Annotated in this window: 12 protein-coding genes; 6 read left to right on the top strand and 6 right to left on the bottom strand. The window is 65.0% G+C overall.

Features of this window, described 5'->3' with window-relative positions; all coding sequences use genetic code 11:
• Positions 1-140 precede the first annotated feature (140 nt).
• The gene (locus NKI99_RS29310) at positions 141-908 is read right to left on the bottom strand and encodes an SDR family NAD(P)-dependent oxidoreductase (RefSeq protein ID WP_023811180.1); all 768 of its coding nucleotides are present in this window, start codon (positions 906-908) and stop codon (positions 141-143) included.
• 290 nt (positions 909-1,198) lie between these two features.
• On the opposite strand from NKI99_RS29310, the gene NKI99_RS29305 reads away from it, so the two are divergent.
• The gene (locus tag NKI99_RS29305) at positions 1,199-1,354 is read left to right on the top strand and encodes a hypothetical protein (protein ID WP_023811179.1); all 156 of its coding nucleotides are present in this window, start codon (positions 1,199-1,201) and stop codon (positions 1,352-1,354) included.
• 109 nt (positions 1,355-1,463) lie between these two features.
• Entirely contained in the window at positions 1,464-2,405 is a 942-nt protein-coding gene (locus tag NKI99_RS29300; RefSeq protein WP_352613059.1) for an LLM class flavin-dependent oxidoreductase, read from the top strand.
• 235 nt (positions 2,406-2,640) lie between these two features.
• Here the strand turns inward: NKI99_RS29300 and NKI99_RS29295 are convergent, their stop codons facing one another.
• The 5 genes from NKI99_RS29295 to NKI99_RS29275 form a co-directional block, all read right to left on the bottom strand.
• Entirely contained in the window at positions 2,641-3,315 is a 675-nt protein-coding gene (locus NKI99_RS29295; RefSeq protein WP_352613057.1) for a cysteine hydrolase family protein, read from the bottom strand.
• A 35-nt stretch (positions 3,316-3,350) separates the two neighbouring features.
• Positions 3,351-5,075 (bottom strand): ABC transporter ATP-binding protein, encoded by a 1,725-nt coding sequence (locus NKI99_RS29290; RefSeq protein WP_352613055.1) that lies wholly within the window; start codon positions 5,073-5,075, stop codon positions 3,351-3,353.
• A 109-nt stretch (positions 5,076-5,184) separates the two neighbouring features.
• Positions 5,185-7,188, bottom strand: coding sequence for a Fe(3+)-hydroxamate ABC transporter permease FhuB (gene fhuB, locus NKI99_RS29285; protein ID WP_352613053.1), 2,004 nt, complete (start codon positions 7,186-7,188; stop codon positions 5,185-5,187).
• Positions 7,185-8,045, bottom strand: coding sequence for an ABC transporter substrate-binding protein (locus NKI99_RS29280; RefSeq protein WP_352613051.1), 861 nt, complete (start codon positions 8,043-8,045; stop codon positions 7,185-7,187). The genes fhuB and NKI99_RS29280 overlap by 4 nt, the downstream gene beginning before the upstream one ends.
• A gap of 25 nt (positions 8,046-8,070) precedes the next feature.
• Positions 8,071-10,254, bottom strand: coding sequence for a TonB-dependent siderophore receptor (locus NKI99_RS29275; protein ID WP_352613049.1), 2,184 nt, complete (start codon positions 10,252-10,254; stop codon positions 8,071-8,073).
• 215 nt (positions 10,255-10,469) lie between these two features.
• Between NKI99_RS29275 and NKI99_RS29270 the strand changes: the two genes are divergently transcribed.
• From NKI99_RS29270 to NKI99_RS29255, 4 genes are all read left to right on the top strand, one after another.
• The gene (locus tag NKI99_RS29270; protein WP_164762277.1) at positions 10,470-11,261 is read left to right on the top strand and encodes an ATP-binding cassette domain-containing protein; all 792 of its coding nucleotides are present in this window, start codon (positions 10,470-10,472) and stop codon (positions 11,259-11,261) included.
• Positions 11,262-11,326: 65 nt separating this feature from the next.
• On the top strand, positions 11,327-12,292 hold the full coding sequence (gene exbB / locus NKI99_RS29265; protein WP_352442128.1) for a tonB-system energizer ExbB: 966 nt from the start codon (positions 11,327-11,329) through the stop codon (positions 12,290-12,292).
• A 4-nt stretch (positions 12,293-12,296) separates the two neighbouring features.
• Positions 12,297-12,764: a TonB system transport protein ExbD gene (exbD, locus tag NKI99_RS29260; protein ID WP_352613048.1), complete on the top strand. Its 468-nt coding sequence runs from the start codon at positions 12,297-12,299 to the stop codon at positions 12,762-12,764.
• The gene (locus tag NKI99_RS29255) at positions 12,761-13,720 is read left to right on the top strand and encodes a TonB family protein (protein ID WP_352613046.1); all 960 of its coding nucleotides are present in this window, start codon (positions 12,761-12,763) and stop codon (positions 13,718-13,720) included. Before exbD ends, NKI99_RS29255 begins: the two co-directional genes overlap by 4 nt.
• Positions 13,721-13,744 lie beyond the last annotated feature (24 nt).

The following is a 13,744-nucleotide window of genomic DNA, read 5'->3' as shown; positions in this document are numbered from 1 at the left end:
CTGGTCATCCTCAATGCAAAAGCACGCGATGCGCGCAACGAGTTCGTAATTGCAACTTGACACCCCAGATAGTCGCTCTCCCCCCATTCGTGGGGGCGAGGAACCCGCATCCTGCCAAGTTCGCGCCTTCTTTGAGCGTCTCACATCGCGGTAAAGCCGTTATCCACAAACAGATGCGTGCCGTTGACGAAGCTCGACTCGTCGCTGGCCAGGTAGAGCGCTGCCCTCGCCACCTCTTCCGGTTCGCCGATGCGGCCCTGCTGCGCGGCCAGCGCCGCGTCGGAGACGTCGACGCCGAGCCTGCCGAGGTCGGCGACCTCGCGCAGGCCGTGCGGCGTGCGGATGAAGCCGGGGCAGACCGCATTGCAGCGGATGTTGCGGTCGCGGAACTCGACGGCGATGGCGCGGGCGAACATGTGGCAAGCGCCCTTGGTGGTGTCATAGAGCACTTCGTTGGGAGTCGCCGCCACCGCCGAGATCGACGAAGTACAGACGATCGAGCCGCCGCCGGCCGCAATCATGCCGGGCAAAACGGCGCGCGTCATCAGGAACATCGAGCGCACATTGACGGCATGCAGCCAGTCCCATTCCTGCACCGTGGTCTCCAGGAAAGGTTTTATCACGATGGTGCCGGCGTGGTTGAACAGCACGGTGACCGGTCCGAGTTTTTCGATAGCACCCTTCACCGCCGTTTCGACCTGGGCTTCGTCGGAGACGTCGGCGATGAAATGCTCGGCTATCTGTCCCCGCGCGCGTATCGCCGCTGCGGTTGCGGCGGCCGCCTCGCCGTTGCGGTCGATGATCGCCACCTTGGCGCCTTCGGCGGCGAACAGCTCCGAAGCCGCTCCGCCCATTCCCGTCGCTCCTCCCGAAATGATGGCGACCTTGCCGGCCAGTCTTGTGCCCATTTTTCTGCCCCTGTGTGACGATTTCGCTTTGCTGGTTGGGCGATGCTACCGCGCCCGTGCCGGGCGGCCAATCCACGAATTGAGCGCAGCGAGGGCAAGGCCATAGGTCCATTCGGACGCAGAAGCAAAAAACGGACGCGCCATATGGATCGGCCGTCCGAGCGCTCCCTCTAAGCAAGTGCCTACCAACTTCCGGCATCATAGGAGAAAATTATTCTGTCTTTAGCCCAAAAATAGCAATCGACAAAGTCTACCAATTTTATAGATTAATCGCCGAGACGGAGGTCGATATGTCCTACATCCAGAACGCCCAGACGGATCGCAGCGCTCAGCGGTCGGCCAATGCCCAGGCCTTTCGCCCGGCCTATGCCGGGGCTTTCGCCTATCTCGTCTTTGCCCTTGCGTTCGTGTTCACCGGGGCAGTTGTTCTGGGCCTTATTCCCTGAGTCGTCAGATCGACCGGGGTTAGCTGCCCACCGCTTTCAGGCAATCGGAGTTGAATGAACCGAATCCTCGGCGTGCTTTCGCGCGCCCGACACAACGGAGGACATGGCAATGCCGATCGAGTTCACGCATATTCCGGGTAAGACCGCCGATGCCGCGGTTCCCTTTTTCTACGACTTTGCCGAGACCGCGACCAAGCTCGGGCTGATCGAGGATGGCGGCTTCCGCAAGATCGTCGTCGACGATTCGGCCGGGCTGCTGACCAACATGGATCTTGCGGCCCAAGTGCTCGATCGCACCTCGTCGCTGGAAGTCGTGCTCACCCATTGGGCGGGCGTGGTCGAACCGACCGTGGCAGCCCGCCAACTGGCGTCGATCGACAGGAAAAGCGGCGGACGCCTGGCGCTGAGGATGATCAGCGAGCCGCTGAGCGACGCCGACGCCGAAACACGGCCGGTCGGGCACACCGTCATCTGGCAGCGCATAGACGAATATCTGGTGCTGCTGAAGCGGCTGTGGTCGAACGACCGGCCCTTCGACCACGAAGGAACGTTCTACAGCATCAAGGGCGGCTACGTGCCGCGCAAGGGACCGCACGGCGCCGACCTGGTCATCCGCATGGGCGGGCAGTCCGGAACGGCACTCAAAGTTGCCGGCCGGCATGCCGATGTCTTTGAATTGGCGCCGGGCTCGATCGATGAGATCCGGCAATTGATGGAGCGGGTGCGCCGCTCCGCCGCCGAACATGGCCGGGCCGGCAAGCTGCGCTTCGCGCTTCCGGTCGGGATTCACCAAGGTGCTTCCGCCTCCGGCCACAAGGCAGTCGATGTTGCCGGGCCGCCAGCCCAGGCCGCCCTGTCGCTGCTTGCCTATGCAGCCCTCGGGATCGATGAATTCATGATTGTCGGCGTCGACACGCCGCGTGAGATCGCAACGGTCGGCCGGGAAACCATCGCCCTGCTGCGCAATTCGCTGGCGCGTCGCGAACACGAGGCATTCCAGCCTGGGGCATATGCGTCTCGTGCAGGATTGGAGACGCGCGCAACGGGCTGAGTTCTGGCCTACGGAATGAAAGCTATTCCGGTAACGCCGAGATCCTTCACACCCCCCTCTGTCCTGCCGGACATCTCCCCCGCAAGGGGGGAGATCGACAGCTTCACCCGCAGCGCTCGTCTTGCCACGTTGGCGATTAGTGAAAGCCGAGATGACAGCCAATCTCCCTCCTTGCGGGGGAGATGGCCGGCAGGCCAGAGGGGGGTGCTGTCCCGCCGGCATTGATCTTGGCGCCCTAACTCGCCATGCCCGACAATCGCGACAGGCCTTCAATGACAGCGCTGGAATCAGCGAGCGCGCCAAAGACGCCATCCTCAACCGTCACCATGTGAAGCGCTGCTTCGTGCGCTTGTCTGTCGCCGCTGGCGCAAGCGTCCGAGATCGTCAGGCATTGGAAATTCCGGTCGCAGGCTTCGCGCAGCGTGGTGTGGACGCAGACATCCGTCGTGCATCCGGAAAACATGAGATGCGTGATGCCTTGCGCGCGCAGGACAAGCTCGAAATCCGTATAAATGAAGGCGCTGTTGCAGGTCTTGTCGACAATGATGTCCTGCGGGGCCACATTGATCTCCGGAACGATCTGGAACCCCGTGCCCGAGCGCAGCAGGATATCGGTGCCGTCGAGACCGGCGCGCTTGCGGCGCCATTTTTCGTAAGGCGTCATATCGGCCATATCGGCCCGATAGCCCTGCCTCGTGTGGATGACCCTGACGCCGGCCTTGCGCGCGGCCGCGATCAACCGGCTCACCGTCGGCAGGATCGCCCTTAGAGGCGACGGGTCATAGCCCTGCCTGGCGAAGTAGCCTGATGTCGAAAGGAAATCCTGCTGCAGGTCGATGACGATCAGCGCGGTGTTTTCGGCCACCAGCCTGCCGTCATAGGGGAAATCGAAGGGCGTTGCCTTGATCATCCGGGGCTCCCTGCCTCGGCCGCCACCATAGTGGATCAGCGCGACGACACCAGATGCTGGGCGTCGTGCAGGCGCCGATAGATACCGCCGGCGCGGAGCAGTTCGCTGTGCGAACCCTGTTCGACGACGCCGGACTCCGAGACGACGACGATGCGGTCGGCGCCGCGGATCGTGGCCAGCCGGTGTGCGATGACCAGCGTGGTCCGGCCCTCGGCAAGTTCGGCCAACGACTTCTGGATTTCGCGCTCGGTCTCGGTGTCGAGCGCCGACGTCGCCTCGTCGAGGATGAGGATCGGCGGGTTCTTCAGGAACATGCGGGCGATCGCCAGCCGCTGCTTCTGGCCGCCCGACAATTTTACGCCGCGCTCGCCGATGATCGTGTCATAGCCGGCCGGCAGGCCCGATATCATGCCGTCGAGCTGCGCCCGCCGCGCGGCATCGGTGATGGCCTCGTCGGAGGCGCCGAGACGGCCATAGGCGATGTTTTCGCGGATCGAGCCGCCGAACAGGAAGACATCCTGCTGGACGATGCCGATCTGGCCGCGCAGCGAAGCGAGCGTCATGTCCCTGATATCGATGCCGTCGATGCTGATCCCGCCGGCGCTGACCTCATAGAAACGCGGCAGCAGCGAGCAGATGGTAGTCTTGCCGGCGCCCGACGGTCCGACGAAGGCGATGGTTTCGCCGGCGTGAATGGTGAGATCGATATCCCTGAGCACCGGCTTGCCGTCGCCATAGCCGAAGCTCACACCGCGATATTCGATGTCGCCCTTGAGGCCGCTTACGGTCACGGCACCTGGCCGGTCGGCGATGTCGGGTTCGGTGTCGAGCAACTCGGTGTAGCGGCGGAAGCCGGCAATGCCTTTTGGATAGGTCTCGATCACCGAATTGATCTTCTCGATCGGCCGCACGAAGACGCCGACCAGAAGCAGGAAGCCGACGAAGCCGCCATTGCTCAGGCCTCCCGTAATGACGAGGTAGCTGCCGGCGATCATGACCACGAGCTGGATCAGCCTTATGCCCATATAGTTCAGCGAATTGCTGGCCGACATGATGCGGTAGGCGTCGAGCTTGGTCTGGCGGTAGCGCTGGTTGTCATGCGCGAACAGCGTGCGCTCATGCTCCTCGTTGGCGAAGGCCTGGACGACGCGCATGCCGCCGACATTCTCCTCGATGCGGACGTTGAAATCGCCGACACGCCGGTAGAGCGCCTGCCAGTTGCGCTCCATGCGGTCGCCATAGCGCATCGTCACCCAGGCGATCAGCGGCACGATCACCGCCGTGATCAGCGCCAGATGCATGTTGACGGTGAACATCAGCACGAAGGCGCCGGCGAAGGTCATGATGGCGATGAACAGGTCCTCGGGACCGTGATGGGCGATCTCGCCGATTTCCTCGAGGTCCTTGGTGACACGGCCGACGAGATGGCCGGTCTTGTGGTTGTCGTAGAAGCGGAACGACAGCTTCTGCAGATGGTCGAAACTCTTGCGCCGCATCTCGGTCTCGATGTTGATGCCGAGCATGTGACCCCAATAGGTGACAACCGCCATCAGCACCGTGTTGAGCAGATAGATCACCAGCAGCCCGGCCGACGCGATGATGATCAGCGTCCAGTCCTGCTGCGGCAGCAGCTGGTCGACGAAGGTGCGGACCGCCATGGGAAAGCCGAGTTCGAGCAGACCGGCCAGCACCGCGCAGGAGAAGTCGAGCGCGAACAGCCCCTTCCAGGGCGCGTAATAGGAAAGGAAACGTCTGATCATCGAGGTGAACCGCAAGCTGTTTTGATGGACGCGGCGAGGGCGCCGGCCGCCATCGATGGGCGCTGCTTACAATCGGCAGGGCAGGGCCGGCAATATGCCAGGGCCGACTTCATTGCCTGCCTTTCCACATCAGCGCCATGAAATAGGGGCCGCCGACGAAGGCGGCGATGAGGCCGGCCGGCACTTGCCAGGGAAAGATCAGCGTCCGGCCTGCCCAGTCGGCGGCAACGAGGATCAGCCCGCCTGTCATGGCGGAGGCCAGAAGCTGCGGCACGGCGCGGCGGAAGCCGAGCATGCGTGCGAGGTGCGGCGCCATCAAGCCGACGAAGCTCAGCGGGCCGATGACCAATGTCGCGGTTGCGGTGGCCAATGCGGTGAGCGCAAGCAATGTGGCGCGAACACGTCCCAGTCGCAGGCCAAGGCCACGCGCGGCGGTTTCGCCGAGCGGCATGATGTCGAGCCAGCGCGCCGTCAGTGGCGCCAGGGCGAGGACGGCAACCGCGACCGTTGCGGCGGTGAAAGCATCATTGGGTGTTGCGCGATAGGTCGATCCCGATAGCCAGGCGAGCAGGAAGTCCATGCGCGGATCGCCGCTGGCCAGAAGCAGCGCGGCGAAGGCGGACGCGACAGTGGCAACGGCGACGCCGGCAAGCAGCAGCCGTTCCGGCGACAGTGCATTGCGCCGCCCGGCCAGAACGACGATCGTCAGCGCCAGCAAGGCGCCGGCGAGGGCGGCGCCGAGCATTGCCGCGCGGTCGAAGCCGTCGCTGAGCAACAGCAGCGCCAGCACGCCGAAAGAGGCGCCGCCGGAAATGCCCAGGACCTCGGGCGCGGCCATCGGGTTGCCGGTCATGCGCTGCATCAGCGTGCCGGCGACGGCGAGCAGGACGCCCGCCGACAGGGCGACGACGACGCGAGGCGCGCGCAGGGCAAGCAGCTCGCTCAAATCCTCGGATGCGATCCAGTGCCAACCGCTTGCGCCACGGCCAAAGCCGATGGCGAGAACAACCGCGAGGATGAGCGCCAGCAGGCCCGCGATCAACGGCAGGCCGTTTGACCGCAGGCGTACCGACGACACCATGTCGGTCTGCCTTTCGGGAGTGGTTCGCATTCGCGGCAACAGGAACAGCAGCAGCGGCGCGCCGAGCAAAGCGGTCGCGGTGCCGGCGGGGATTTCGCCGGCGAACGGCAGATGCTGCACCAGACGGTCGGTGAGCCAGAGCAGGGCGCCGCCGACCAGCGGCGACCAGACCAGGCGGCGGCCAAGCGTGCGCGCTCCGGCCAGCCGCGCCAGCGCCGGGGCGGCGAGCGCCACGAAACCGATGACGCCCACCTCGGCGACGACCAGCGCGCTGAGCGAGACGGCGACAGCCATGCCGGCAAGGCGGATGACGGCCGGCCGGGTGCCGAGCGATGCCGCGCCGTCGTCGCTGAGATCGAGCAGCCGGAGGGGTCGCCAGAGCAGGAACGCGGCGCAGATGCCGGCCAGCAGCCACGGCGCCAGAGCAACGACCGCCGCGTCGCCATTCTGCACCAGCGAGCCGCTCTGCCAGATGAACAGCTCCTCGGTGTATTCGCGGTTGAGCGCCATCAGCAGCGCGCCGGCCGAGCCGAAAGTGAGGCTGACGACGAGGCCGGCGATGATGATCGACACTGGCGAAAAGCTGCGCCCGCGCGCCAGTGCGAAGACGGCTGAGGTGGCGAACGCGCCGCCGGCCAGCGCCACGCCTTCGCGGCCGCCCTCCAGCAGCCATGGTGCATAGAGGGTGGCTGCTGCCAAAGCGAGGCTCGCTCCCGCATTGGTGCCGATCGTGGTCGGCTCGGCCAGCGGATTGCGCAGCACATGCTGCATGATGGCACCGGCGAGACCAAGTGCAGCGCCGGCCAGCATGCTGACGGCGACACGCGGCAGGAAGGCGTAGCGATACAGCAACTGCGCTGGATCGGATGTGTCGGGGGCGGTGAGCGCCTGCCACCACAGGTGCGTAGGCAGAAGGTGGATGAGATCGAAGACGGTCAGCATCAGCGCCAGCCCCGCAGGCACGGCTACCAACAGGATAAGCGCGCCGATGCCGTCGCTCTGTCGCGGCAGGGACATTGCCTGGGCGATCATGCCGCTGCCACGAATTCGGCGAAACGCGCGGCAGCAGTGAGACCGCCGAACGGCCAGACCGGCGGAATGGTCCGCACTTGGCCGTTCCGGACGCAGGGCAGATTGGCCCAGAGCGAGCTGCGGGCAATCCTGATCCTGATGTGCGGCGGGATAGGATCGAGCGAGATCAGCTGCGCCTCGCCGACGGCGACCAGTTCCTCGATGCCGACCGTCGAAAAACCCCATTCATTGGTGGCGCCGGTCCAGGCGTTGACGAGGCCGAGCCGGTCGAGGACATCCTGCAGCAGGTTGCCGGCGCCGTAGACGCGGACATGGCGATCATCGAACATGCTGACGACGCAGACCGGTTTTTGCACCGCCCGCTCCAGCTTGGCACGCGCTTGGGCGATCGAGGCTTCGATGCGCCCGACAAGGTTTCCTGCTTCCGTCCTGCGGCCAAGCATGTCGCCAAGCTGCAGCGTCACCTGTTGCGCCTGCGCGTAAGGTGGAGCCTTGCCGCTGTAGAACGGCACGTTGAAGGTCGGCGCCAATCTGGTGAAGCTGTTCTCGTCCAAGCCATAGCCATAGGCGCCGACGATCAGGTCGGGCCGCAATTCCCGGAGCAGTTCGAGATTGGGTTCGCCGCGCGATCCCAGGTCGACGGTGGCCTGCGGCAGCGCCGGGCCCTGCACCCAGTCGCCATAACCCCTGGTGTCGCCGACGGCGAGCGGCGACAGGCCGAGCGAAACCACCATTTCGGCCGATGTCCATTCCAGGCAGACGACGCGGGCAGGTGCCGCGCGTGCCATGCCGCCCGGCAAAGCGAGGCCGGTCGCGGCGAGGCCGGCAAGATACTGGCGCCGTGTCAGCGCCGCCATTTTGGGTCGGCCCGCCACCTTGCTTCTACCATGTGTATTTCACCGAACCGTTGATCCTGCGGCCCTCGCCGTAGAAGCAGCCGAAGCCCGAGGAGAAGCAGGAGGCGACGTAGCGTTTGTCGAACAGATTGCTGGCATTGAGGCTGAGCGTGGCGTTCTGCCAGGCGTAATGCACCGCCGCGTCGGCGAGCACGACCGACGGAACCTTGAAGCTGTTGTCGTCGTCGCCATAAGTCGAGCCGACATAACGGATGCCGGCACCCAGGCCCAGACCCTCCAGGCGGCCGCTGCCGAGAGTGTAATTCGCCCACAGAGACGCGGAATGCTTCGGCACGCCGAAAGGCGTGTTGCCTTCATTGCTGATTGAACTCCCATTATCATCAACAACAGAAGTCGCCTTGGTGATCCTGGTGTCGAGATAGGTGTAGGCCGCTCTCAGGTCGAGGCCGGAATCGAGGCTGGCAACGGCCTCGAGTTCGACGCCGCGAGAGCGGATCTCGCCGGTCTGGAACATGTCGTCGGGCCGGCCCTCATTGCCATAGCGCACGACATTCTGCCGGATCAGGTCGAAGGCCGAGACCGTGATGAACGAGTTCCAGCCGGTCGGCTGGTACTTCAGCCCGATCTCGTATTGTCTGCCGGTCTCGGGCACGAACAGATTGCCGTCGCTGTCGGCGCCCGCCACCGGCTGGAACGATTCGGAATAGCTGACATAGGGCGCAAGCCCGTTGTCGGCGAGGTAGACGAGCCCCGCCCGGCTGGTGAAGGCGTTGTCCTTCTGCTCGGGAATGTAGCCACCGGCCAGATTGTCGTAGACCTTGGCGTCCGACCAATCCTGGCGGCCGCCAAGGGTCAGCCGCCAGTTGCCGAGCTTGATCTGATCCTGCGCATAGAGGCCAACTTGCTGCTGGGTGGTGTCGGTATCGGTGTAGGGCGTCAGATCACCGATCTTGTAGCCGTAGACCGGATCGAAGACGTTGAAACCGTCCTCGACGGTCCCTTCCGAGGCATAGTCGCGGTAAGTATAGCGTTTGTAGTCGAGGCCGACGAGCAGCGTGTGGGCAAGCGGCCCGGTGTCGAAATCGGCTTGTGCCTGGTTATCGATGGTGACGCCGCTGAGCTTGGTGCCACCGGCATCTGCATAACGGTAGTAGTCGCCGCTTGAAGGTTCCAGGCCGTTCGAGTCCGTCAGTCCGCCACCAAAGACGCCTTCCTCGGTGTGGGTAAGGTGGACGTAGCGGGCATGCTGTCGAACCTGCCAGGTTTCGTTGAAACGGTGATCGAATTCGTAGCCGATCGAGGCCTGGTCGTTGTTGTAGGAGTCGAAGCCGGGTTCGCCGACGAACATGCTGTTCGGCAGGTACTTGCCGTCCTTGCCCGGTATGACCGTGCCGTAGGCAGGCAGATACTGCATCGCCCATCCCGAGCGATCGCGCTGATAGTTGGCGAGGATGGTCAGGCTGGTGTCGGCATCTGGCTGCCAGGTGATCGCCGGCGCGATGAAGATGCGGTCGTCCTTGACGAAATCGGTCTGCGTGTCGCCCATGTGAGCGGCACCGGTGAGGCGGAACAGCAGCGACTTGTCGGCGTTCACGGCACCGCTGAAGTCGAACTTGCCTTCATACCGGTTGAAGCTGCCACCACCGAATTCGACCTCGCGCAGGTTTTCCTGGGTTGGCCGTTTGCTGACATAGTTGATGATGCCGCCGGGGCTTGCCTGGCCATAAAGCACCGACGCCGGTCCGCGCAGCACCTCGTAGCGTTCCGCGCCATAGGAATCGAGTGCGGTGAACAGGGTGAAATTGCTCTCCTTGAGCTGCAGCCCGTCCCTGTAGAAGACGCCGCTGGCGTTCGAAATGCCGCGCAACTGCAGGCCGAGGCCGCGATTGTCGGTGCCGTAGAGATTGCCGGTGGCGCCGGGTGTGTAGCGCAACGCGCTGTTCAGGCTGTCGACGGCTTGCGCTTCCATCTGGTCCCTGGTGATGACCGATATCGATTGCGGCGTCTCGATCAGCGGCGTGTCGGTCTTGGTGCCGGTGGAGCCCTTGGTGGCAACGTAGCCCTTAACCGGCCCGAAAGCGCTTTCGACACGTTCCTGGACGTTGATCGGGTCCAGGGTGGTGGTGACCGTCTCCTGGGCCAGTGCATGGCCGCAGCCAAGCAGGGCCGGCAGCGACGCCGTTGCGATCAGCAGGCGCTTGCGCGCCATCCGGTTCTGCCAAATCGGTCCATGTCCTGAAATCATCCGGTGCGCCTCCTGTTTCCCAATTCCGTGCCGATATCGCCGGTCGCGACGATTTGTTGATCGTTGCAGTCATCTTCAATGTTGACTAGTAAGGTCATGTTTCATAGTCAACCGGGCATGACCTGTCGAAAGCCGGAATCTGGAAATGCGGGCGGCCGCACTGGAGAAAAGCCATGAGCATGGCTGGAATTGATGCCCAGACTGCCTTCCATATCGATGCCGTACGCTTTGCCGTCGGCGAGCGGACGCTGCTCGGTCCGGTTTCGCTCGAACTGGAGCGCTCGCGCGTCTATGGGCTGATCGGCCACAATGGTTCGGGCAAGTCGACGCTTATCAAGCTCATGGCGCGCCAGCAGCCGGCGAGTTCAGGCGCCATCACTTTCGCCAGGCGTCCGTTGCCGCAATGGGGTGCCCGCGAATTTGCCCGCGCGCTTGCCTATCTGCCGCAGACGACGCCTGCGGCGACCGGCCTGACCGTGCGCGAACTGGCGACGCTCGGGCGCTATCCCTGGCATGGCGCGCTTGGCCGTTTCCGCGCCGAGGACAGGCAGCATGTCGAGGAGGCGCTGGCCCTGACCGATATGGAGGGTTTTGCCGACCGGCTGGTGGACGAATTGTCGGGCGGCGAGCGCCAGCGCGCCTGGCTCGCCATGCTGGTGGCGCAGAACGCCGGCGTCATGCTGCTCGACGAGCCGATCTCGGCACTCGACATCGCCCATCAGGTCGAGGTGCTCGGGCTGGTCAAGGAGCTCAGCCGCAAACGCGACCTATGTGTCGTCGTCGTGCTGCACGATCCCAACATGGCGGCGCGCTACTGCGACGAACTGATCGCGCTGAAGGACGGCAAGCTGCTGACGCGCGGCACGCCCGGCGAAATCATGCGCAGCGATGTGCTGAAAGGCATTTTCGGTGTGGAGATGGGCGTGTTCGCGCACCCCGTCACCGGCCAGCCTGTCGGCTATGTGCAGTGACAATATCTGATGCGGCGGCGGGAAATAAAAGGCGGCAGGCCGCTGTGAGAACAAGGAAGAAGCTGTTGTCGAGAACTGGTTTGTTGGCGGCGTTGGTCGCATCCGTCATCCTGTCGGCCGGCAGCGCGATGGCCCAGGAGCAACCCGCCGGTGCCGCGCCGGCGATCGAAACCCCCGCCGTACCCGCAGCCCCAGCGCCGATTGCACCCGCACCCGCCGCACCGGCAGTCGCTCCGCCGGCCACAATGGCGCCTTCGCAGCCAGGCACGCAGCCGAATACGGCCGCGCCGGCCGAGACCGGACCTTCGACGGCGATGGAGATGACCTTGCCGCATGACCTGTCGCCATGGGGCATGTTCATGGCGGCCGATATCGTCGTCAAGGCAGTGATGATCGGGCTGGCCTTTGCCTCCCTCGTCACCTGGACGATATGGTTGGCCAAGTCGCTGGAGCTTTTCGGCGGGAAGCTGCGCATCCGTCGCGCCGTGCGGGCGATCGGCGGGGCCGCCACGCTGAAGCAGGCCAGCCGTACCCTCGACCGCAGCGGCGGCCCCGGCGCGCTGCTGGTGCGGGCGGCCGAGGAGGAGACCGCACTCTCGGCCGGCGCGCTCGATCATGTCTCGGGCGACGGCCTCAAGGAACGGGTCACGTCGCGCCTGTCGCGCATCGAGGCGGCGGCGGCGCGGCGCATGTCGCGCGGCACTGGCGTGCTGGCGACGATCGGCTCGACAGCGCCCTTCGTCGGCCTGTTCGGTACGGTCTGGGGCATCATGAACGCCTTCATTGGCATCTCGCAGGCGCAGACCACCAATCTCGCCGTGGTCGCGCCGGGTATCGCCGAGGCGCTGCTGGCCACCGCGATGGGCCTGGTCGCGGCCATACCGGCCGTTGTCATCTACAACGTCTTTGCCCGCTCGATAGCCGGCTATCGGCAGATCCTCGCCGATGCCGCCGCCGGTGTCGAACGGCTGGTCAGCCGCGACCTGGACTTCCGCACCGTCGCGCCGGCAACGCCACTGGCGGCGGAGTAGCGCCATGGGAAGCAGAATCCGACAGACCATGGATGACGATCTCGAGGAAAGCCACGAGATCAACGTCACCCCGTTCATCGATGTCATCCTGGTGCTCTTGATCATCTTCATGGTCGCGGCACCGCTGGCCACGGTGGATGTCAATGTCGACCTGCCGGGCTCGACCGCAACGCCCGCGCCGAGACCCGAGACACCGCTGTTCCTGACGCTGAAGGACGATCTGACGCTGGCGATCGGCAATGACGGCGTGCCGCGCCCGGCTTTCGCCGCGACGCTGGACGCCAAGACCAAGGGCGACAAGCAGACGCGCATCTTCCTGCGCGCCGACAAGGCGGTCGCCTATGGCGACCTGATGGAGGCGATGAACCTGTTGCGCGGTGCGGGCTATCTGAAGATCGCGCTGGTCGGCCTGGAGGCGGCTCCCACGTCCAATGCCCCGGCCCCCGCAGCCACTGGTGCGGCGGCGCCATGACGCAAGCGGTCGCTGTGCCCTCGGTCCAGTTGTCGCGCTTCGGTTGGCGCGACCTTGGCTTGTGGGCCGGTGCTGCCGCGCTGGTCCTTGGAGCCCATGTCGCGGTCGCCTATGCCGTGCAGAATCTCACAATGGTCACCGAAGCGGATGGCGGCCCACCTCCGGCCCAGATAATCGAGATGGCGCCGATGGTGGTGATGCCGGCCGTGGAAGAACAGGTCGCCGCGCTGGACGCGGTGACGCCAGATCAGACCGAACCGACACCGACGACCGAGCCGACACCTGAAGAACCGGCCGAAAAGGCGGAGCCGGTTGTCGAGCCGCCGGAAGCGGTCGCGCCCGACGAGACCGAACCCACCCAGGCCGAACCCACCCAGGCCGAAACGGCCGAACAGGTCGATCAGCCGCCGCCGGATGAGGTAGTCCCGGATGTTGTCGAGGCTGTCACGCCAGACGTCGTCATTCCCTTGCCGCAGCCGAAACCGGTCGAAATTGTCAAAGACAAGAAACCGGCCGCGGCCAGGGCGAAGAAGCCTGTCGAGAAGCCCAAGCCGCGGCTTAAGAAGGAGAAGGCGGCTCCGCCGAAGACGGCAACCGTCGCCAGCGCCGACGCACGGCCCGCGGCCAGGACCGCGGCGCCGAAGGCGGCGGAATCGACGTCGCGCTCCGGCGACTCCAGCAAATGGGACTCCCGTCTGGGCGCCTGGATCAAGCGGCACACGCGCTATCCCAGCTCTGCCAAGGCCCGAGGCGTGGAAGGCAGGCCGTATGTCGCCTTCACGGTCGACTCATCCGGCCGGGTCCTGTCCGCCAGGCTCTCTCGTTCCTCCGGGGATGCGGATCTGGACCGTGCGGCGCTCGCCGTGCTGCAAGGCGCCACGGTGCCGGCACCGCCACCGGACCTTGGCTCGCGTCTGAGCCGTACAGCGCCGTTCGTGTTCAGCCTGCGCAACTAGGACCGAACTTGATCGGCCGGCCTG

This window comes from Mesorhizobium sp. M0239, assembly GCF_040321815.1.
Taxonomy (GTDB): Bacteria; Pseudomonadota; Alphaproteobacteria; order Rhizobiales; family Rhizobiaceae; genus Mesorhizobium.
Note: the sequence above shows the minus strand (reverse complement) of the source record. Positions and strands in the feature narration are given on the sequence as shown.

Bases quoted from the DNA above. Each gene is read 5' to 3' on its own strand.
- NKI99_RS29310 (WP_023811180.1), bottom strand. From the start codon at position 908: ATGGGCACAAGACTGGCCGGCAAGGTCGCCATCATTTCGGGAGGAGCG.
- NKI99_RS29305 (WP_023811179.1), top strand. From the start codon at position 1,199: ATGTCCTACATCCAGAACGCCCAGACGGATCGCAGCGCTCAGCGGTCG.
- NKI99_RS29300 (WP_352613059.1), top strand. From the start codon at position 1,464: ATGCCGATCGAGTTCACGCATATTCCGGGTAAGACCGCCGATGCCGCG.
- NKI99_RS29295 (WP_352613057.1), bottom strand. From the start codon at position 3,315: ATGATCAAGGCAACGCCCTTCGATTTCCCCTATGACGGCAGGCTGGTG.
- NKI99_RS29290 (WP_352613055.1), bottom strand. From the start codon at position 5,075: ATGATCAGACGTTTCCTTTCCTATTACGCGCCCTGGAAGGGGCTGTTC.
- fhuB (WP_352613053.1), bottom strand. From the start codon at position 7,188: ATGATCGCCCAGGCAATGTCCCTGCCGCGACAGAGCGACGGCATCGGC.
- NKI99_RS29280 (WP_352613051.1), bottom strand. From the start codon at position 8,045: ATGGCGGCGCTGACACGGCGCCAGTATCTTGCCGGCCTCGCCGCGACC.
- NKI99_RS29275 (WP_352613049.1), bottom strand. From the start codon at position 10,254: ATGGCGCGCAAGCGCCTGCTGATCGCAACGGCGTCGCTGCCGGCCCTG.
- NKI99_RS29270 (WP_164762277.1), top strand. From the start codon at position 10,470: ATGGCTGGAATTGATGCCCAGACTGCCTTCCATATCGATGCCGTACGC.
- exbD (WP_352613048.1), top strand. From the start codon at position 12,297: ATGGGAAGCAGAATCCGACAGACCATGGATGACGATCTCGAGGAAAGC.
- NKI99_RS29255 (WP_352613046.1), top strand. From the start codon at position 12,761: ATGACGCAAGCGGTCGCTGTGCCCTCGGTCCAGTTGTCGCGCTTCGGT.